We start from the raw sequence: 19,772 nt of genomic DNA, 5'->3' as shown, positions 1-19,772 counted from the left end.
GCTGGCTTGCCTGCGATGCAGGCGACTCGGTCTCTGACGTGAAACCGAGTTGATGCTATCGCAGGCAAGCCAGCTCCTACAGGGGCCGGTGACTATTCCGGTAACTGCGCCACGCCGTCTTCATCGGTCATTGCCCGCTCCAGCAGGTCAGCCGGCAGGCTTTTGCTGGCGCGGGCACCGAGCAGCTTCAATTGCTCGGTACGGCTCACCAGGTTTCCGCGTCCATCTGTCAGCTTGTTGCGCGCTGCGCTGTAGGCTTTGTCCAACTGTTGCAGGCGGTTGCCCACCTCGTCCAGGTCCTGGATAAACAGTACGAACTTGTCGTAGAGCCAACCGGCACGCTCGGCAATTTCCCGGGCGTTCTGGCTTTGCCGTTCCTGTTTCCACAAGCTGTCGATCACCCGCAAGGTGGCCAGCAGGGTAGTCGGGCTGACAATCACGATATTGCGGTCGAACGCTTCCTGGAACAGGTTCGGCTCCGCTTGAAGCGCTGCCGAAAACGCGGCTTCGATGGGCACGAACAACAGGACAAAGTCCAGGCTGTGCAAGCCTTCCAGACGCTTGTAGTCCTTGCCGGCCAAGCCTTTTACGTGGTTACGCAAGGACAGCACGTGTTGCTTCAGGGCCGCCTGGCCGATCGCTTGGTCGTCCTCGGCCACGTACTGTTGATAGGCGGTCAGGCTGACCTTGGAATCCACCACCACCTGCTTGTCACCCGGCAGCATGATCAGCACGTCAGGCTGGAAGCGTTCGCCGTCCGGGCCTTTGAGGCTGACCTGGGTCTGGTACTCGCGGCCCTTCTCCAGGCCCGCATGTTCCAGCACCCGCTCCAGAATCAATTCGCCCCAGTTGCCCTGGGTTTTCTGGCCCTTGAGGGCGCGCGTCAGGTTGGTGGCTTCGTCGGACAGGCGCAGGTTCAGCTGTTGCAGGCGCTCCAGCTCCTTGGCCAGGGAGAACCGCTCGCGGGCTTCGCTCTGGTAGCTTTCTTCGACACGTTTTTCGAACGACTGGATGCGTTCCTTGAGCGGATCGAGCAATTGGCCGAGGCGTTGCTGGCTGGTTTCGGCGAAGCGCTGCTCGCGCTCGTCGAAGATCTTCCCGGCGAGTTCGGCGAACTGCGCCCGCAGTTCATCGCGGGAGCCTTGCAGGTCGTTGAGGCGTTGCTGGTGGCTTTCCTGTTGCTCGCGCAGTTCGGCGCGCAGGGACGCGGCCAAGGCATCCAGGCGACGCAGTTCGGTTTCCTTGGAGGAACGGTCGAGGTTCCAGGCGTGGGCGGCGTCGCGGGCGTTGTCGCGGTCGATCTGCAGCAGTTCAACTTCGCGGCGCACGGCCGCCAGGTCGGCCTGTTTGGCGGCATTGGCTTGGCTCAGGTCGCTGATTTCGTCACGGCTGGCGTCCAACTGCGCGGCGAGCCCTTCCTGGGCCAGTTGCGCGGTGGCCAGGCGCTCTTCGAGCAATTCCCAGCCGGCCATTCGGGCAGACAGTTTTCGCTGGATCTGCCAGCACAGGCCCACTAGCGGCAACCCAGCAGCGGCGAGACCCAGCACAACACTGGTCCAGTCAAAAGCCATAGCGATTCCTGCCGTCACCCGAAAAGAAGAAGGTTAACCAAGCCTGTGCAATGAGGACAGCTCAGTCTTCGATCTGGCCCAGTTCACGCTGGGCGATGCGGTCGCCGGCGCGGGCAGCCTGGCGCAGCAGGTCATGGCCGATGCGGCGGTCCCGGGCGTTGCCGCATTCGCGGCACATCAACTGGCCAAGGCGACTCTGCGCCACTACCACGCCAGCGCGCGCCGGTTGCTTGAGCAAATGCCCGGCGAAATGCTTCACGTTGGGGCTGTGGCCCAGGCGCGGGCTGTCGAGCAACCACAAGGCAACTTTCAGGGAAAAACGCTTGGGTGCGGTAACAACCTGAGGGCTGTCGGTAACAGAAGGTGATACTGAGCGAAACTTCATAAAGCACTGTGGGACAGAACGGAAGGCGCGCCACTCTACTCTTTTTTTCGTACAGGTAAAGCTGAAAAAAGCCTGCACGCCCGTTCTAGAGCAAGCGCTTGGGACAATCCACAGAACCTGTGGATAACTCAGTGGACAACCGTTATGTAACTCCCGCAAAGGCCCATGGAACGGGGGCCGCAGTCAAACTGACGATTTTTTCACCAATAAAAAAAAGCTCGATTTTTCATTGACTTAAATTTTAGTTGCAGGCACCCGGGAGCACTACACGGTGTATGTCAGCACGGTTACACAGGGCGCAACCAATGTGCACAACTACTCACCTTGCGGTTATATCCACCGCGTTTTTCTGTCGGACTTCGACCCAGGAATGTTACCGAGGCACCGAGGCCAGAAAAGTTTTTTGCCTAGCACACTTTCTTTCCACGTTTCAATCCGTTACTATCCGCGGCGTTAGTACCAAGCTGAAAGTCAATTCTGGTCGAACAACTCCCTCACGGCACCGCCGACAAAAAGGGATCGACCACCTCGATGGTTTCCAGGTATCACTTGCGACGACACAGCCTTTGAACAATGCAAAGGGTGTCGCGAAGTTTCCATACGCTGACCGAACCAACCTGCAAATTGATCAGGATCTTCACCCCGGGCCCAGAACCTTTGCCCCTGTTGTGTTGCCTGCCCTCCTAAGTACCTACCTGCCAGCCCAAGCGCGCCAACTTAATAGCGCTTCAAACTGGCTGCTTTGTTCCAGTCGGGTTCTTCGCTTGATCAATGGTGATCAGCGTCACTGGAACGTTTTAACGTTGCACGGTTCTTAACCGTGTCATTTGTAGGAACACCCATAATATGTCCACTCAAATCCACACTCAGGATGCCATTCGCACCCTCACCAACGCTTTTGCACCAATGAACTGCCTGATCATGGCCGCTCGCAAAGGCTGCTTCAGCTTTACCCTGGTCAACGAACACGGCATCGCTCGTCACAGCGAACGCCTGTACCCCGATCAATACTCCAGCGCAGAACCGCTGCAGGCCGTGATCGATCGTACTCGCCAGGCACTGGTTGCCTGATCGACCCGGATCGCTGAAACACAAAAACCCCGGTTAAAACCCGGGGTTTTTTATTGCCTGAAATTCAGGCGCGCTAAGTTTAAATTGATATAAACGATATAACTAAATGATGAAAATATTTTAAAAACAGTCCTTTACGTCGTAAATATGACACTACACTTCAACTCAAGCGGCATGATCCGCTTCCGGCGAGCCTGAGATCCGATTCACTGCTGCCAAGCCCCCCTCTCAGGTATCGCCGACCAATTTCATGGATTGAGGCTTTTATGGGCATCGCCGCCAGCGAATTGTGTCGTTATGTGATCCGGCCCACCCTGCTGTATCTGGGCCGCCATAACCCGACTGCCGAATCCCTGCTGCTGGGTATCGCCGCCAGCCAGTCGGCCCTCGGTTCAGCCTTGCACGACCGCCGCGGCCATGGCCTCTACAGCATCACCGAACCGCGCCACCGCGCCTTGTGGGACAACTACCTGGCGCTGGACCCAGAGCGCGCCAGCCTGGTTCGTGGCCTCGCCAGCCAGCACGCGTTCCTCAGCGGGCCGCAGCTTGAGCTGACGGTCAACCTGCGTTACGCCACCGCCATCGCCTGGCTGCTGGTGGAACAACACCGCCCTGCCCTGCCGCCACCCGACGATGTTTTGGCCATGGCGCGTATCTGGAAAGAAATATTTCACCCCCAGGGCCGGCTTCGGGATTTCACCCAAGCCTGGCAAACCTGTGTTTCACCCATGAATCACGTCGCTTGTTGACCGGGCGATTTGCAAGATTCGGCTAAAAACGTTGATTTTGGTCGGATTGTCCTACAAAACCGCTCTATCTCCTATGTTTCAGCCTATAGCGCAAACATAAATTTATTGTTACTTTCCGCAGCGGTGATCACCACGGAGTTCTAATAATGAAAAAAGTAATGCTCAAGACGACACTTAGCCTCGCCGTTGCAATGGCATCCTCCCACGTGTTCGCGAGCGGCTTCGCCCTCAACGAACAAGATGTTGCCGGGATGGGTACCGGTTTTGCGGGACGCTCTTCCTCTGCCGATAACGCAAGCACCGTTTATGGTAACCCTGCCGGTATGGCTCGCCTTGAAGGCCAGCAAGTTACAGGTGGTGTTGCAGCGATCGATGCCTCCACCAACATAAAAGATGTCAGTGGCCGCTCCACCGGTAGCAACAAAGGCGACATGGTGCCTTTTACTGCCGTTCCTTTCGGTTTCTACACCAATAAACTCAATGAGCAATGGGCTGTCGGTTTCGGCGTCTATGCACCATTTGGCCTGGTGACTGACTACGAAAGTGGCTTCCAGGGCAAAGCATTCGGCAGTAAGAGCGAAGTGAAGGTCATTACCTTCCAGCCAACCGTCAGCTATGCCTTCAACGACCGGGTATCCATTGGTTTTGGTCCGACTATCAACCGTATCTCCGGTACGCTTGAGTCCGACATCAACCTGCCAATCGCGGGTACCGGCTCCAATAACATCAAGATCAAGGGTGATGACACCGCGCTCGGCTTCAACGCCGGTCTGCTGGTACAAGCCACTGACACCACTCGTGTGGGCCTGACCTACCACTCGAAAGTGAAGTACAAGCTCGAAGGCCATACCGAAGTGACCAAAGGGACCAACGTTCCTGCCACTCTCTTGAACAATGGTCGCTATGACGCCTCGCTGAAGATCGACACGCCTGAGTCCTGGGACCTGTCTGTTACTCAAGACTTGAGCGATGCCTGGAAACTCTATGCGGGCGCAACCTGGACGCGCTGGAGCCGACTGAAAGACATCACCGTCAACAACGAAGGCGTATCTGCCGCTGCGGGCAGTGGCGCTTTGGCTCCGCAAATTGTCGGCACCATCAAGGAAGACCAGAACTGGCACGACACCTGGGCCTACGCCCTGGGCACCTCGTACCGTGTGACCAAGCAGGTGGTACTGCGTACCGGCCTGACGTTCGACCAGTCGCCGACCAATAACACTGATCGCTCGCCTCGTATCCCTACCGGTGACCGGACGATCTTCAGTCTCGGCCTGGGCTACGACGTAATGCCGAACATGACCATCGACGTGGCTTACTCCTACCTCAAGGAAGAACCTGTCAAAGTTGCACGCGCTAACGCACTGGGCCAGTCCTACAACGCCAAGTACGAAAACAGCGCCAACGGTTTCGGCCTGGGCGTGACGTACAAGTTCTGATGTAAAGCGACATAAAAAAGCCCCGCTCTCTTGCACAAGAGGCGGGGCTTTTTTAGTGGGCGCCGATCAGGGCTTCGAAGCCAGCGCCTCTTCCAGCGCCTTGATCAGGTCTGGATTATCCGGCTTGGTCAGGCTGGAGAAATTGGCGATCACCTTGCCCTGGCGGTCCACCACGTACTTGTAGAAATTCCACTTCGGCGCGCTGCTCTGCTGCGCCAGGATCTTGAACAGATGCACCGCGTCCGGGCCCTTGACCTTCTGTGGCTCGGTCATGGTGAAGGTCACGCCGTAGTTCACATAACAAACCTTGGCGGTTTCCTCGCCGGTCTTGGCTTCCTGCTTGAAGTCATCGGACGGCACGCCAATCACTTCCAGGCCCTGGCCCTTGTAGCGCTGATACAACGCCTCAAGCCCTTTGAACTGCGGCGCAAACCCGCAGAAGCTGGCGGTGTTGACGATCAGCAGCGGCTTGCCGGCGAAACGCTGGCACAGGTCGATGGATTCCTTGGCGCGCAGCTTGGGCAACTGGCCTTCAAGCAACGGCGGGCAATCGGCGGCCATGGCGACACCGCCAAAAGCCACCATCAGAGCGGGTACTGCGAGCCAGCGCATCAGCATGTCACCTGTCCTTGAAAAGTCTCAGACACAGAACTTAACAGATCGCCATGCCCAACTGCATCAATGCCAGCCCGCCCTGTTGCCAGCCCCACCACGCCAGAAGCAGCAAGAGCGCTGCTCCTGCGGCGCCGAGCCAATGCCAGGTCGAATTCATGCCACCCCCATTTGCGCCTGCAAACGTGCCACCGGCCGCTCGCGCACCGGCCAGTTCAAGGCCGCTGCCACCAGGCTCAGGACGATTGCCACTTGCCAGATCAAATCGTAACTACCGGTTCGATCATAGACCACTCCGCCCAGCCAGCCGCCGAGGAACGAGCCGAGTTGGTGGAACAGGAACACGATCCCGCCGAGCATGGAAAGGTTTCTGACCCCAAACAAGGTCGCGACCGTACCGTTGGTCAGCGGCACCGTGGACAGCCACAAGAAGCCCATTGCCATGCCGAACAGGTAGGCACTGGTTTGCGTCACCGGCGCCCACAGGAAGATCACAATCACCACCGCCCGCAGCAGGTATAACCCGGTCAGCAAGCGCGGCTTGGACATGCGCCCGCCGAGCCATCCGGCGGTGTAAGTACCGAAGATATTAAACAGGCCGATCAATGCCAGCACTGTGGTGCCCACCGAGGCGGGCAAATGCTGGTCCACCAGGTACGACGGCAAGTGCACACCGATAAACACCACCTGGAAACCGCAGACAAAAAAACCGAACGCCAACAGCCAAAAGCCTGAATGGGAGCAGGCTTCATGCAAGGCCTCGCGCAAAGTTTGTTGACCGGCCACCGCTGGCAGCGGACGGTCCTTGAGCATGCTCACCAGCGGCACAATCAGCGCCACCATCACACCCAGCACCAGCAACGCGGCCGACCAGCCGAGCCAACCAATCAAACCGAGGGTGCCCGGCAACATGGCGAACTGGCCGAACGAGCCCGCGGCGCTGGCGATACCCATGGCCATGCTGCGTTTTTCCGGCGCCACGGCACGCCCCACCACCCCGAGGATCACCGAGAACGAGGTGCCCGACAGGCCGATGCCGATCAGCAACCCGGCACTCAGGGACAGCGACCACGCCGAGTCCGACAAGCCCATGAACACCAGGCCCAGCGCATACAGCACGCCACCGATCATCACCACCTTGGCAGCGCCGAAGCGGTCGGCCAGGGCGCCGGTAAACGGCTGCGCCAGGCCCCAGATCAGGTTTTGCAGGGCGATGGCAAAGGCAAAGGTTTCACGGCCCCAGCCAAACTCGGCACTCATGGGCGCCAGGAACAGGCCAAAGCCATGCCGCACGCCCAGAGACAACGCCAGGATCAACGCACTCCCCACTAGAATCCAGCCGCTGGTGCGCCACATCGAGGTCATTCTTATTCTCCGTTCGCGGGTATATACCCGCTTGTCATCGAACAAACCCGCATCAAGCGAGTTCATCCAGCAAGGCCAACAGGGTTTCGCGCTTTTCGGCGCCCAACTGATCAATCAATTTTTGCTGCGCCGCTTCCCAGGCCGGCAATGCCGCGGCAAGCCGTTCATGCCCGGTTTCGGTGAGCAACACCAGGCGGTTACGCAGGTCGTCACCCTCCACCAACTGCACCAGGCCTTCGCCTTCCAGCACCCGCAGGTTGCGCCCCAACGTGCTGCGATCCAGGCCCATGGCATCGGCCAGGCTGGAAATGCTCGGTTGATCGAGGCGCTGCAGATTACACAGCAGAGAATACTGGGCAACGTTGATCCCGAAGCCGTCGAGAGCGCCGTCGTAATGCCTGCTGACGCCACGAGCGGCGCGACGCAGGTTGGTACATAAACATTGGGAGGCAAGCATGGAGCGTGTATATACCCGGGATTAATGAAATGCAAGAAACTGTTACAGCGCCAGACCGATCAACACCGCGACTTCCAGCAGCTCCAGCAACGCGCCAGCCGTGTCGCCGGTGGTGCCGCCAAGGCGATTGACCATCAATTGGCGCAAGCCGATAAAGCACAGGGCCGCCAGCAACACGGCAATGCCGCCGCTGAAGCCGCCGATCAAGAGACACGCCAGACCGCTGAGGATCAGCACCTGTTGGCCGACGATCCGTGGTAGATGATCCGCCAACGCCTGCCCCAACCCGCCAGCACGCACGTACCGCGTAGTGAGAAACAGCGCCAGCATCGAAGCGCGGCCAATCAATGGTGCGAGGATCAGCGCGGCGCCGTTGTGCTGCTCGATCAATGCCACCAGCGCAGTGAACTTGAGCAGCAACACCAGGCCCAGGGTGACCACCGCGATCGGCCCGCTGCGCGGGTCTTTCATGATGGTCAGGGTACGCTCGCGGTCGCCGAAGCCACCGAGCCAGGCATCAGCGCTGTCGGCCAGGCCATCCAGATGCAGGCCACCGCTGAGCAGCACCCACGCGGTCAACAGCAGCGCGGCATGCAGCAGCAAGGGTGCGCCCATCAACACGGCGTTCAAGCCCCACAGCAGGAGCCCGAACAACAGCCCCACCACCGGATAAAACAGCAACGAGCGTCCCAGCTCCTGGGGCTGCGGCATGCCCGGCAAGCGAATCGGCAGGCTGCTGAGAAACTGCAAGGCGATCCAGAACGGCAGCATGCTTAGAGTCCTTCCTTCAATACGCCACCAGCCTCTACCTGCAGGCTGAACAGGCCACCATGGCCGACTTCGACATTCAACAGTTGCTCACGCGGCAAACCCCGCGCCTGGGCAAGCAGTAGACGCATGACGCCGCCGTGGCTGATCAGCAGCACGCGCTGGCCGTCATACGCTTGATGCAAGCGGGCGACAGCGCCGAGCACCCGCGCGGAAAACTGCGCCACCGGCTCGCCCTGGGGCGGCGTGAAGCTGTAGGGATCGGCCCAGAACAGCCCCAGCGCGTCGGCATCGGTCTCCATCAAGGCCGCAGCGCTCTGCCCTTCCCAGGCACCGAAGTGCAGCTCCTGCAGATCCTTTTCCAGGCTGACTGGCAGGTTCAGGCGTGCGCCCAGCTCATCAGCAAACCGCGCGCAACGTTGCAGCGGCGAACTGACCACACGGTCCCACGGGCCCTGCTCCACCACCGCCGCACGCATCTGCTCCCAGCCCCTGTCGGTGAGCGCGTCGTCCAGGCTGCCGCGCAAGCCGCCGCCCAGTTCGGTTTCGCCGTGGCGCAGCAGGTCCAGGTGCAGGGTCATGCCGGACGATCCGCCACGGCTGCTTCAGCGAAGGTTGCCATCTGCCCGTGCAGCGCGCAGGCCAGGCGCAGCAACGGCACGGCCAGCGCGGCGCCACTGCCCTCGCCCAAACGCAGGCCGAGTTCCAGCAGCGGTTCAGCATTGAGGCTTTGCAGCACGTGACGGTGACCGGGCTCGGCACCGCGATGGCCGAACAGCAGCCATTCGCGGCAGGCCGGATTGAGGCGCGTGGCGACCAGCGCCGCGACCGTGCAGATAAAGCCGTCCACCAGCACCACGACGCCCTCTTGGGCACAGGCCAGGTAGGCGCCGACCAGCGCGGCAATTTCGAAGCCGCCGAGGTTGAACAGGGTTTTCAGCGGGGCATCACGCTCGCCTGCGTGCAGTGCCAGGGCGCGTTCGATGACGGCGACTTTGTGGCTGACGCCCTGGGCGTTCAGGCCGGTGCCGGGGCCGGTGAGGTCACTGACCTGGCAGTCCAGCAGTGCGCAGGCCAGGGCGCTGGCGGCGGTGGTGTTGCCGATGCCCATTTCGCCGCCGATAAACAGTTGCGCACCACTCTCGATGGCGCGACGCACGCTGTCGCGGCCGGCTTGCAAGGCCAGTCGGCCCTGAGCTTCAGTCATTGCCGGGCCGTTGACGAAGTTGGCGGTGCCGGCACCGATGTTGAGGTGGCGCACGCCGGGCAGGTTCAGTGTGGGGGTGATGGTGCCGAGGTCGACCACTTCCAGTTTCGCGTCCAGTTGGCGGGCCAGCACGCTGATGGCGGCGCCGCCGGTGACGAAGTTGTGGAGCATCTGGCCGGTGACTTCCTGGGGGAAGGCGGAGACCCCTTCGGCGACGACGCCGTGGTCGCCGGCGAAGATGGCGATCCACAGGTGGTCGACGCTGGGTTTGACCTGGCCCTGGAGGCCGGCCAGTTGTACCGCCACGGCTTCCAGCTGGCCGAGGGAGCCGGCGGGTTTGGTCAGTTGCTGTTGGCGAGCCAGGGCTTGTTCGTGGGCTTGGGCGTCGATTGCTTTGCAGGGGTTGAGCCACCAGGTGTCGGTCATAATGCAGTACCTTTCAGAGTCAGGGGCAGGCCGGCGACGGTCAGGACAACGCGCTGACAACGTTCGGCCAAGGCTTGATGCAGCCAACCGGCTTCATCGACATAGCGGCGAGTCAATTCGCCCAGCGGCACGACACCCATACCGGTCTCGTTGCTGACAAAAATGATTTCTCCCGGGAGGGTGGCCAGGGTTTGTAGCAGGGTTTCGCGTTCTTGCTTTAGACGGTCGGGGTCTTCGAGCATCAGCAGGTTGGTGAGCCAGAGGGTCAGGCAGTCGACCAGCAGGCAATGGTTGGGGCTGGCGTTTTCCCTGAGGACGCGGGCCAGTTCGATGGGCTCTTCGATCAAGCCCCATTCGGCTGGGCGACGCTCGCGATGGTGGGCGACGCGCGCGCTCATTTCGCCGTCCAGGGGTTGGCTGGTGGCGATGTAGGTGACGCTCAGGCCGCTGTCGGTGGCGAGCGTTTCAGCCAGGCGGCTTTTGCCGGAGCGGGCGCCGCCGAGGATCAACTGGAGCATGGGTTGTGCCTCTGCTTTGTGTGTATATCCGTTATTTAGGTAACGGCCACTATTGGTTCCGCTCTTACAGCGGCTCACTTTTGAAAAGCGCAAAAGTAAGCAAAACGCTCTTGCCCCACCACTCGGCACCTCGCTCAGGCTCGGTGTGCCCGAACGCAGGCAGCACGAAGCGGGCCGCCGCGACGGGGCGTCCCTGCCCCGTCGCGGCTAAACCGGCGTCCTGCCGGTTTACCCGCTCCGTACTACCTGCGTTCGGCCAGCGTGGTTTAACGGGGCGCCTAAGATCAAGATCAAAAGCAGATCAACAGCACAGCGGCCTACCGCCCGGCTTGAGTGTGGTGAAGCAAAAGCCAAATCAAAATCTAAAGCGAACACGGTCCACTGTAGGAGCTGGCTTGCCAGCGATGGCATCGCCTCGGTGTATCTGAAAGACCGAGTTGTCCGCATCGCCGGCAAGCCAGCTCCTACAGAAAAGCAGCTCTGCGCTTGCCTTGGCTTTTGCCTTTGCTTCTACCACTCAGGTCGGCTTTCAGGCCGCCGTGCTCTTGCTTTTGATCTTGATCTGCGGGCCCCGTCAACCACGATGGCCTTCGTTCCGGCATGCCGAGCCTAAGCGAGGCACCGAGTGGTGGGGCAAAGACCTTTTGGTTACTTTTGGCTGGGCCGGCATTCCGGGCGTTTGCCAAAAGTGACCCGTTGTAAGAGCGGAACCCTAAGCCGCCGTTACCGCAGGAATGGATATGTACACAGTCCAAAAAAATCAAACCCCACACAAATCAAGCAGCAACCCAGTATCCAAATGCTGCTCTACCAGGTCCGCCAACCGCTCGATATCCCTCTCCCGCAACCCGTGATAATCCACCTCTTGCACATCCTCCAACCCAGCCCACCGCAACAACGCACTACACGCAGCCGGCGTCTCAAACACCCCATGCAGGTAAGTGCCAAAGATCTGCCCATCCTCACTCTGCGCCCCATCACTGCGCCCATCGTCCAACTGCACCGCAGCCCGCAATAAACCAGCGCCACTGGTTACGCCCGCGTGGATCTCATACCCACTCACCTCGGCATCCTCCAGCAACAACCGCCCCCGCACATTGCGCAATTGCTTCTCTTCTTCCAGAGTCGTACTGAACGCCAACAACCCCAAACCCAAACTGGAACCGCAGGGCCCTTCCAACCCAAGCGGGTCATGCACCTGCTCCCCGAGCATCTGCAACCCACCACAAATCCCCAACACCTTCCCGCCATAACGCAGGTGCCGCGCCAAAGCCGTATCCCACCCATTGGCCCGCAAATACGCCAAATCACTGCGCACACTTTTCGAGCCCGGCAAAATAATCAGGTCCGCCGCAGGAATCGCCTGCCCCGGCCCGACAAACTGCAAATCCACCTGCGGATGCAACCGCAGCGGATCAAAATCCGTGTGATTACTGATGCGTGGCAACACCGGCACCACCACCTTGAGCACCTGCGCCGCCTTGTCGATCTGACGCTGGTCGATACCGTCCTCCGCCTCCAGGTGCAAATCCATCACATACGGCAACACCCCCACCACCGGCTTGCCGGTACGCGCTTCCAGCCAATCCAGCCCTGGCTGCAACAGCGCAATATCCCCGCGAAACCGATTGATGATGAAGCCTTTGACCCGCGCCTGTTCGGTCGGCGACAACAATTCCAGCGTGCCCACCAGATGCGCAAATACCCCGCCACGATTGATGTCGGCAATCAGCAGCACCGGGCAGTCCACCGCTTCGGCAAAGCCCATGTTGGCAATGTCATTCGCCCGCAGGTTGATCTCGGCCGGCGAACCCGCGCCCTCGACCATCACCACCGGATACGCCGCACTCAACCGCGCATGGGAGGCCAGCACTGCCTGCATCGCGATGGCTTTGTAGTCGTGGTAGGCCACGGCATTCATGGTGGTCACGGCACGCCCATGGATAATCACCTGGGAGCCCGTGTCGCTGTTGGGCTTGAGCAGCACCGGGTTCATGTCGGTGTGGGGCGCCAGGTTCGCCGCCTGGGCCTGCACCGCCTGGGCGCGGCCGATCTCGCCACCTTCGGCGGTCACGGCGCTGTTGAGGGCCATGTTCTGGGGTTTGAAGGGCACCACGGGGATGCCCTGGCGCACCAGCCAGCGGCAAAGTGCGGTCACCAGCGTGCTTTTGCCCGCGTCGGATGTGGTGCCTTGCACCATCAAGGTACTCATGAGGCGTCCTTGTAGGCGCTGAGCGCCTGTTCCAGCCGCAGCCAGTCGGCCTCGGTGTCCGGCAGGCCAAACCGCAAGCTGCTGTTGTCGACAAACAGGCGCAGCAGAATCCCGCGCTGGGCCATGAATTCATGCAACAGCTCAGCCCGGTCGGTGATCATCCACTGGAACAGCGCGCAGCCGCCCTGAGGCCGCAAGTCGTGGCGTTCGAGCACATCAAACAGACGCTGGCTGGCCGATTCGCAACGCAGCCGCTGTTGCGCATGGCCGGCGGTATCGCGCAGGCACACTTGCCCCAGCACCCGCGTCGGCCCGCTGACGGCCCACGGTCCCACCTGTTCGGCGAGCAGTTTGAGCAGCTTGCGCTCGGCCAATACAAACCCCAGCCGTACCCCGGCCAGACCGAAAAATTTGCCAAACGAGCGCAGCACGATCAGCCCGACTTGATGAGCCTGGCTCGCCAGACTCAACTGCGGAGTGATGTCCATGAAGGCTTCATCCACCACCAGCCAGCCACCGCGCTGGGCCAGGCGTGCATGCCAGTCCAGCAAGCGTTGGGGCGCAAGGCTCAGGCCGGTGGGGTTGTTGGGGTTAACCACCACCAGCACGTCGAGGCTGTCGAGGAAGAAGTCGACTTCCTGCTCCAGCACTTCGCGCACGATATAGCCGGCGCGACGCCAGGCTTCTGCGTGTTCGGCGTAGCAAGGCGACAGCACACCGACCTTGCCCGCCCGGCGCAGGCGCGGTAGCAGTTGGATCGCTGCTTGGGACCCGGCCACAGGCAGCACATGGGTGGCTCCGTAATATTCGCAGGCGGCCTGTTCCAGGCCGTCATCGGTTTCCGGCAGGCGCGCCCAGGCCCGCAGCGGGATTTCCGGGATCGGAAACGGCCACGGCGCCAGGCCGCTGGACAGGTCCAGCCATTCGGTTTCTGGAATGCCGTACTGCATCGCCGCCTTGCGCAAGCGGCCACCGTGCTCAAGCATAAAACTCAGCCCCCACGCACAGGATCAACAACCATAGCCACACGCCGCGCTGCACCAGTTGCCAGCCACGCTCGATTGAGTCTGCGTCCGCTGGCGGGCCTTCGCCCAGTTGCGGGCGCTGGTGCAGTTCGCCGTGATAAATCGCCGCGCCGCCCAGCTCCACACCCAGGGCGCCGGCACCGGCCGCCATCACCGGACCAGCGTTAGGGCTGTCCCAGGTCGGGCCCTGGGTGCGCCAGCATGTGAGGGCCAGGCGGGTTTTGCCCAGCAGCGCGTAGGTCAACGCCACCAAGCGTGCCGGAATATAGTTGAGCACGTCGTCGATCTTTGCCGCGGCCCAGCCGAAACGTTCAAAGCGCTCATTGCGATAGCCCCACATGGCATCCAGGGTGTTGCTCAGACGATAGAGCACCACGCCCGGCACGCCTGCGACCACAAACCAGAACAAGGCGGCAAATACCGCATCGCTGCCGTTCTCCAGCACCGATTCGGTGGCCGCGCGGGCGACTTCGGTGCGGTCGAGTTCGCTGGTCTGGCGGCTGACCAGGTAGCTGACACGCTTGCGCGCCTCGTCCAGGTCGTCGCTGCGCAGGGCTTGCGCCACCGGCAGCACGTGCTCGCCGAGGCTGCGCATGCCGAGGGCGCAATACAGCGCGAGGATTTCCAGTACCCAGCCGATGTAAGGCGCCCACGACAGGGCCGTGGCCAGCAGGGTCAGCGGCACCACCGCGATCACCCACGCGGTGACACCATGGCTGCGCCAGCCACGACCGCCGGAGTTGAAACGCTGCTCGATGCGCCCGGCAAAATTGCCGAACGCCACCAGCGGATGCCAGCGCCTGGGCTCGCCCAGCAGCGCATCCAGCGCCACCGCAGCGACACTCAGCAAGGCCACACTCATTGACTCACTCCCCAAACATTCTCATACAACATGTCACTCAGTGGCCGTGGTTCGGTCCAGCCTTCGAGCTGCAACATCGGTGCCGGGTAGAACTCGGTCACCGGGCCCAGGCACAACACGGCCAACGGCTTGGCGCCGGGCGGCAGGCCCAGCAGTTCGGCCAGGGCCTGGGGCTCGAACAGCGAGACCCAGCCCATGCCCAGGCCTTCGACGCGGGCCGCCAGCCATAGATTCTGGATCGCACAGGACAACGACGCCATGTCCATTTCCGGCAAGGTGCGTCGCCCGAAGATATGCCGTTCGCGGTCGTCCATCAGGGCAGCCACCAGCACTTCGGCGCAGTCGTTGATGCCTTCGACCTTGAGCTTCATGAACTGGTCGGAGCGCTCGCCGAGGGCTTCAGCGGTGCGTACGCGTTCTTCTTCCACCAGTTGCTGGATCTGCCCGCGCAAAGTGCGGTCGCTGATGCGGATAAACCGCCAGGGCTGCATCAAGCCGACGCTCGGCGCCTGGTGCGCGGCTTGCAGCAGGCGATGGAGTAATTCAGGCGCGACGCTCCCGCCGCTGAAATGGCGCATGTCGCGGCGTTCGGCGATGGCGCGGTAGACGGCTTCGCGGTCGGCCTGGGGAAAGGCGTTGTCAGTCATGGCCTCATCGCGGGCAAGCCCGCTCCCACAGTGGATTGCGTTTCAACTCGGTCAAGTGTGGGAGCTGGCTTGCCTGCGATGGCGGCCTGAGGGTCCGGCGCAAACAAGGCAGCCACCGCCACCGGGTTGGACGGGAAATAAAAGTGCACGTAGGACGCCGTCATCCGGCCCTGACGGTAAACCGCCTCGGCGCCGCGCCCGCCATTCGGGCTCAGGCCCCGGGCAATCGGCTGCCACTCGGTAGTGGTCAGCGAGTGATGGTACGTGTGGCCGCGCAACAGGCCTTCAGGCAGTTCGACGTTTTGCAGCGCCAATGCCGCCAGACGCTTTTGCATCACGGCATCCCCCTGGAGCAGGCCGACCAGTTCAGCACGGGTACCGTCGACATCGGTGAGCGAGTCCAGCAGATAGAGCATACCGCCGCATTCGGCCAGCAGTGGCTTGCCGGCAGCGTGGTGGGCGCGGATGGCGTCCAGCATCGCGGTATTTTCCGACAGCGCCTGGTGATGCAGTTCCGGGTAGCCGCCGGGCAGGTAGAGGCTGTCAGCTTCAGGCAACGCGCTGTCGCGAATCGGCGAGAAGAATCGCAACTCGGCACCCATCGCCCGCAGCAGGTCGAGGCTGGCGCCATAGGTAAAGGCAAAGGCTTCGTCGCGGGCCACGGCAATGCGCACGCCGGCCAACAACGGCTGGGCCTCGATCACCTCGGGCGCGGCGAACTCCACCGGCGGTGGCAGCGCTACCTCGCAGCTGTTGCCCAGGGCCTGGGCGGCTGCGTCAAGGCGCAGGTCGAGGTCATTCAGTTCGCTGGCTTGCACCAGGCCAAGGTGCCGACTGGGCAACTCGATGCCGGTTTCCCGGGACAGTGCGCCATACCAGCGCAGGCCTTCGGTGAGGCTGCCTTCAAGTAATTGCGCGTGGCGCAGGGTGCCGACGCGGTTGGCCAGCACGCCGGCAAACGGCAGGTCCGGCTGGTAGCGCGCCAGGCCCAGCGCCAGGGCGCCGAAAGTCTGGGCCATGGCGGTACCGTCGATCACGGCCAGTACCGGCACGCCAAAATGGCGCGCCAGGTCGGCGCTGGACGGGGTGCCGTCGAACAGGCCCATCACGCCTTCGATCAGGATCAGGTCGGCTTCCCCCGCCGCTTCCCACAGCAACCGGCGACTTTCCTGCTCGCCCACCATCCACATGTCCAATTGATAGACCGGCGCACCACTGGCGCGCTCGTGGATCATCGGGTCGAGAAAGTCCGGACCGCATTTGAACACCCGCACCTTGCGCCCCAGGTTGCGGTGCAAACGGGCGAGCGCGGCGGTGACGGTGGTTTTGCCCTGGCCGGATGCCGGTGCGGCGATCAGGACTGCAGGACAGTGACGGGGCTGATTCAAAGTTCGATGCCTTTCTGTGCCTTGATACCGGCCTGGAAGGCGTGCTTGAGCATGCCCATTTCCGTCACGGTGTCGGCCATTTCAATCAATTCGGGTTTGGCACCCCGGCCGGTCACCAGCACGTGTTGCATGGCCGGGCGGGCCTGCAGGTCGCTGAGCACCTGGTCCAGGTCGAGGTAGCCGTGCTTGAGGGCGATGTTCAGCTCATCCAGCACCACCAGGCCGATGGCCGGGTTTTGCAGCATTTTACGGGAGACCGCCCAGGCGGCTTCGGCAGCCACGATGTCGCGGGCACGGTCCTGGGTTTCCCAGGTAAACCCTTCGCCCATCACGTGGAACCGCACCTGCTCGGGGAAACGGCGGAAGAACAGTTCTTCGCCGGTGCTGTTGCGGCCCTTGATGAACTGCACCACGCCGCACTGCATACCGTGGCCCATGGCCCGGGCCAGCATGCCAAAGGCTGAGCTGCTCTTGCCTTTGCCATTGCCGGTGAGCACCAGCAGCAACCCGCACTCGTTCGGTGAATTGGCAATGCGCTCGTCAATCACGGCTTTTTTGCGCAGCATGCGCGCCAGGTGGCGTTCGTCACGATCGGGGGATTCAGTCATGGCAGCTCTCCGTTGGGGCTGGACAAAAACGGCGGGCAGGAAAAAGGTACAGATAGACAGCCAAGCATCGCCCACCGTGATGCTGTTGGATGGATCAGGCCGGTCTCCGGGCTCATGAGTGACATGCAATGCCGAGGGTGCGCCTTCCCATATCGCGGGCGATACAGTGGCTTAAGGCACCGTCTTGACTCATTTACCGTTGCGGGGGCAGCGCCGGGATCGTGGCTGCACTGTAGAAAAGTACGCTCACTCACCGGCTTCCCTGTTTCACTCAGTCGACGCGTACGCCACAGAGCACCTGAAACAAGCCGCGAAGGTTAGTGGGTTGGGGGTGGAGCGTCAATTAAAGCCGGACACGCGCGTGAACCATCGGACCGCCCTGCACCTCTACCCCTACAGGTATCAAGGAGAAAACCATGCACAAGACCCGACTTGCCCTACTGATCATGCTCGCCGGCACCCTCGCCGCCTGTGGTGAAAGCTCTACCCTGCAAGTGTCCGACGGCACCGGACCGTCGCCCAAGCTGCCGGAACCGAATAAAACCCTGATTCCCACGGTGAATATCGCACCGGCGATCGGCTGGCCGGAAGGCACCAAGCCGACCCCGGCGGCGGGCACCCAGGTGGCAGCGTTTGCCGAAGGCCTGGATCACCCGCGCTGGCTGTATGTGCTGCCCAATGGCGACGTGCTGGTGGCGGAAACCAACGCGCCGCCCAAGCCGGACGACTCGAAGGGCATTCGTGGTTGGGTGATGGAAAAAGTCATGGGCCGTGCCGGCGCTGGCGTGCCCAGCCCGAATCGCATCACCCTGCTGCGGGACGCTGATCACGATGGCGTCGCCGAGACCCGCACGGTGTTCCTGGAGAACCTGAATTCGCCCTTCGGCATGACGCTGGTGGGCAACGACTTGTATGTCGCCGATTCGGACAAGCTGCTGCGTTTCCCTTATCAGCCGGGCGAAACCTCGATCAAGGAAGCCGGCACCACCGTGACCGACTTGCCGGGCGGCAGCATTAACCATCACTGGACCAAAAACGTGGTGGCCAGCAAGGATGGCAGCAAGTTGTACGTGAGCGTGGGCTCCAACAGCAACGTCGGGGAAAACGGCCTGGAAGCCGAGCAAGGCCGGGCCGCGATCTGGGAAGTGGACCGCGCCACCGGCGAGCATCGCATCTTCGCCTCCGGGCTGCGCAACCCCAATGGCATGGCTTGGGAACCGCAAAGCGGCAAGCTGTGGGCGGCCGTCAACGAGCGCGATGAGATCGGCAGTGATCTGGTGCCGGACTACATCACCTCGGTCAAGGACGGAGCTTTCTATGGCTGGCCATTCAGCTACTACGGACAGCACGTGGATGTGCGGGTGACACCGCAGAACCTGGATCTGGTGGCCAAGGCCATTGCACCGGACTATGCGGTAGGGCCGCACACGGCGTCCCTCGGGCTGACCTTTGCCGACGGCAGCAAGTTGCCAGCGCAGTTCAGCAACGGCGCGTTTATCGGCCAGCATGGCTCGTGGAACCGCAAGCCCCACAGTGGCTACAAGGTGATCTTCGTACCGTTTGAGGCAGGCAAGCCAAAAGGCCAGCCGGTGGATGTGCTGACCGGGTTCCTCGACAGCGATGAGAAAGCCATGGGCCGCCCGGTCGGCGTGGTGATCGACAAGCAGGGGGATTTGCTGGTGGCGGATGATGTGGGGAACAAGGTGTGGCGGGTGTCGGCGGCGAAATAGCCGATTCAACTCACCACACAAAACAATGTGGGAGCTGGGCTTGCCCGGCTCCCACATTTTGATTAGCGTTTTTCCTAAGGGTTTCGCGCCAGGTGCTCAGCCGGCAACACACGCTTGGCGCTCAGGTAGGCATTCTGCCAATAGGCCTTGGACAGCGTGTCCAGCTTCACCGTACCGCCGGTTTGCGGCGCATGCACAAAGCGCCCTTCTCCCACGTAGATCCCGGCATGGCTGACCTGGGAGCCGCCACCGGTGGCGAAGAAGATCAGGTCACCGGTTTGCAGGTTGTTTTCGCTCACGTCCTGGGCGCGCATCACGATCAGCTCGCGGGTGGTGCGCGGCAGGGAGATGCCGGCTGCATCACGGTAAACAAAACCGATCAGGCCGCTGCAATCAAACCCCGAGTCCGGCGTATTGCCGCCCCAGCGATAAGGCGTGCCCACCAGGCCCAGCGCACGAAAGAGCACGTCTTCGGCTGCCGGCGAGAAACTTTGGGTGGCGTAGGTGTTGAACACCGGCTTGGGCTTGACGGCCACGGGAGCAGGCGGAGGACGACTTGCGCAGGCGCTGAGCAGCGCGGCGCAAACGAGAAGAATTAGGCGGGCCGAGGTCGACATGGGCAGAACAATCCTGATCTGGATGCGGCTTTCGCTGCCGAACGTTGAAAAACAGAACGCGCAAGCAAAGCTCGCGCGATCGATTTACAACAATGTCCAGGGATTCTAGCGCTTACAC

Annotated in this window: 20 protein-coding genes and 1 riboswitch; of the genes, 4 read left to right on the top strand and 16 right to left on the bottom strand. The window is 61.7% G+C overall.

Annotation, left to right across the window (positions count from 1 at the left end):
- Positions 1-92: 92 nt before the first annotated feature.
- Positions 93-1,457 (bottom strand): DNA recombination protein RmuC, encoded by a 1,365-nt coding sequence (gene rmuC, locus M2400_RS06490; RefSeq protein WP_177077523.1) that lies wholly within the window; start codon positions 1,455-1,457, stop codon positions 93-95.
- Positions 1,458-1,632: 175 nt separating this feature from the next.
- The gene (locus M2400_RS06485) at positions 1,633-1,956 is read right to left on the bottom strand and encodes a hypothetical protein (RefSeq protein ID WP_026078187.1); all 324 of its coding nucleotides are present in this window, start codon (positions 1,954-1,956) and stop codon (positions 1,633-1,635) included.
- Between the two features lie 846 nt (positions 1,957-2,802).
- On the opposite strand from M2400_RS06485, the gene M2400_RS06480 reads away from it, so the two are divergent.
- The 3 genes from M2400_RS06480 (at position 2,803) to M2400_RS06470 (ending at position 5,212) form a co-directional block, all read left to right on the top strand.
- Positions 2,803-3,027, top strand: a complete 225-nt coding sequence (locus tag M2400_RS06480) for a hypothetical protein (protein WP_003214941.1) — start codon at positions 2,803-2,805, stop codon at positions 3,025-3,027.
- A gap of 266 nt (positions 3,028-3,293) precedes the next feature.
- Positions 3,294-3,776 carry a hypothetical protein gene (locus tag M2400_RS06475; protein ID WP_177044794.1) on the top strand — a complete coding sequence of 161 codons (483 nt, stop codon included), beginning with the start codon at positions 3,294-3,296 and terminating at the stop codon, positions 3,774-3,776.
- 146 nt (positions 3,777-3,922) lie between these two features.
- On the top strand, positions 3,923-5,212 hold the full coding sequence (locus M2400_RS06470; RefSeq protein ID WP_177044796.1) for an OmpP1/FadL family transporter: 1,290 nt from the start codon (positions 3,923-3,925) through the stop codon (positions 5,210-5,212).
- A gap of 66 nt (positions 5,213-5,278) precedes the next feature.
- On the opposite strand, the gene M2400_RS06465 is transcribed toward M2400_RS06470, so the two are convergent.
- The 13 genes from M2400_RS06465 to cobO all read right to left on the bottom strand — a co-directional run bounded on the left by M2400_RS06465 (position 5,279) and on the right by cobO (position 17,307).
- Complete coding sequence (locus tag M2400_RS06465) at positions 5,279-5,830, bottom strand: glutathione peroxidase (protein WP_177044798.1); 552 nt, start codon at positions 5,828-5,830, stop codon at positions 5,279-5,281.
- Positions 5,831-5,980: 150 nt separating this feature from the next.
- Complete coding sequence (locus tag M2400_RS06460; protein ID WP_177045156.1) at positions 5,981-7,180, bottom strand: MFS transporter; 1,200 nt, start codon at positions 7,178-7,180, stop codon at positions 5,981-5,983.
- A 61-nt stretch (positions 7,181-7,241) separates the two neighbouring features.
- On the bottom strand, positions 7,242-7,646 hold the full coding sequence (locus M2400_RS06455) for a MarR family winged helix-turn-helix transcriptional regulator (RefSeq protein WP_177044800.1): 405 nt from the start codon (positions 7,644-7,646) through the stop codon (positions 7,242-7,244).
- A gap of 42 nt (positions 7,647-7,688) precedes the next feature.
- Positions 7,689-8,417, bottom strand: coding sequence for an adenosylcobinamide-GDP ribazoletransferase (locus M2400_RS06450; protein WP_177115315.1), 729 nt, complete (start codon positions 8,415-8,417; stop codon positions 7,689-7,691).
- A gap of 2 nt (positions 8,418-8,419) precedes the next feature.
- Positions 8,420-8,995 (bottom strand): alpha-ribazole phosphatase family protein, encoded by a 576-nt coding sequence (gene cobC / locus M2400_RS06445; RefSeq protein WP_259198819.1) that lies wholly within the window; start codon positions 8,993-8,995, stop codon positions 8,420-8,422.
- Positions 8,992-10,047: a nicotinate-nucleotide--dimethylbenzimidazole phosphoribosyltransferase gene (gene cobT, locus M2400_RS06440; RefSeq protein WP_259198818.1), complete on the bottom strand. Its 1,056-nt coding sequence runs from the start codon at positions 10,045-10,047 to the stop codon at positions 8,992-8,994. Before cobT ends, cobC begins: the two co-directional genes overlap by 4 nt.
- Complete coding sequence (cobU, locus tag M2400_RS06435; protein WP_177044808.1) at positions 10,044-10,565, bottom strand: bifunctional adenosylcobinamide kinase/adenosylcobinamide-phosphate guanylyltransferase; 522 nt, start codon at positions 10,563-10,565, stop codon at positions 10,044-10,046. Before cobU ends, cobT begins: the two co-directional genes overlap by 4 nt.
- A 760-nt stretch (positions 10,566-11,325) precedes the next feature.
- A complete protein-coding gene (locus M2400_RS06430; RefSeq protein ID WP_177044810.1) occupies positions 11,326-12,777 on the bottom strand; it encodes a cobyric acid synthase in 1,452 nt (483 codons plus the stop codon).
- A complete protein-coding gene (gene cobD / locus M2400_RS06425) occupies positions 12,774-13,763 on the bottom strand; it encodes a threonine-phosphate decarboxylase CobD (protein ID WP_177133877.1) in 990 nt (329 codons plus the stop codon). The genes M2400_RS06430 and cobD overlap by 4 nt, the downstream gene beginning before the upstream one ends.
- Positions 13,756-14,664, bottom strand: a complete 909-nt coding sequence (gene cbiB / locus M2400_RS06420; RefSeq protein WP_177044813.1) for an adenosylcobinamide-phosphate synthase CbiB — start codon at positions 14,662-14,664, stop codon at positions 13,756-13,758. The genes cobD and cbiB overlap by 8 nt, the downstream gene beginning before the upstream one ends.
- Positions 14,661-15,311, bottom strand: coding sequence for a 5,6-dimethylbenzimidazole synthase (gene bluB, locus M2400_RS06415; RefSeq protein ID WP_259198732.1), 651 nt, complete (start codon positions 15,309-15,311; stop codon positions 14,661-14,663). Before bluB ends, cbiB begins: the two co-directional genes overlap by 4 nt.
- A complete protein-coding gene (locus M2400_RS06410) occupies positions 15,308-16,699 on the bottom strand; it encodes a cobyrinate a,c-diamide synthase (protein WP_259198733.1) in 1,392 nt (463 codons plus the stop codon). The genes bluB and M2400_RS06410 overlap by 4 nt, the downstream gene beginning before the upstream one ends.
- Positions 16,696-17,307 (bottom strand): cob(I)yrinic acid a,c-diamide adenosyltransferase, encoded by a 612-nt coding sequence (cobO, locus tag M2400_RS06405; protein WP_177113818.1) that lies wholly within the window; start codon positions 17,305-17,307, stop codon positions 16,696-16,698. Before cobO ends, M2400_RS06410 begins: the two co-directional genes overlap by 4 nt.
- A gap of 79 nt (positions 17,308-17,386) precedes the next feature.
- Positions 17,387-17,624: riboswitch (cobalamin riboswitch) on the bottom strand.
- Between the two features lie 99 nt (positions 17,625-17,723).
- Between cobO and M2400_RS06400 the strand changes: the two genes are divergently transcribed.
- Entirely contained in the window at positions 17,724-19,037 is a 1,314-nt protein-coding gene (locus M2400_RS06400) for a sorbosone dehydrogenase family protein (RefSeq protein WP_259198734.1), read from the top strand.
- Between the two features lie 74 nt (positions 19,038-19,111).
- On the opposite strand, the gene M2400_RS06395 is transcribed toward M2400_RS06400, so the two are convergent.
- The gene (locus M2400_RS06395) at positions 19,112-19,654 is read right to left on the bottom strand and encodes a C40 family peptidase (protein ID WP_003210749.1); all 543 of its coding nucleotides are present in this window, start codon (positions 19,652-19,654) and stop codon (positions 19,112-19,114) included.
- Between the last annotated feature and the right edge of the window lie 118 nt (positions 19,655-19,772).

It is taken from the genome of Pseudomonas sp. BIGb0558, from assembly GCF_024807515.1.
In the GTDB taxonomy this organism is placed as follows: domain Bacteria; phylum Pseudomonadota; class Gammaproteobacteria; order Pseudomonadales; family Pseudomonadaceae; genus Aquipseudomonas; species Aquipseudomonas yamanorum_A.
Note: the sequence above shows the minus strand (reverse complement) of the source record. Positions and strands in the feature narration are given on the sequence as shown.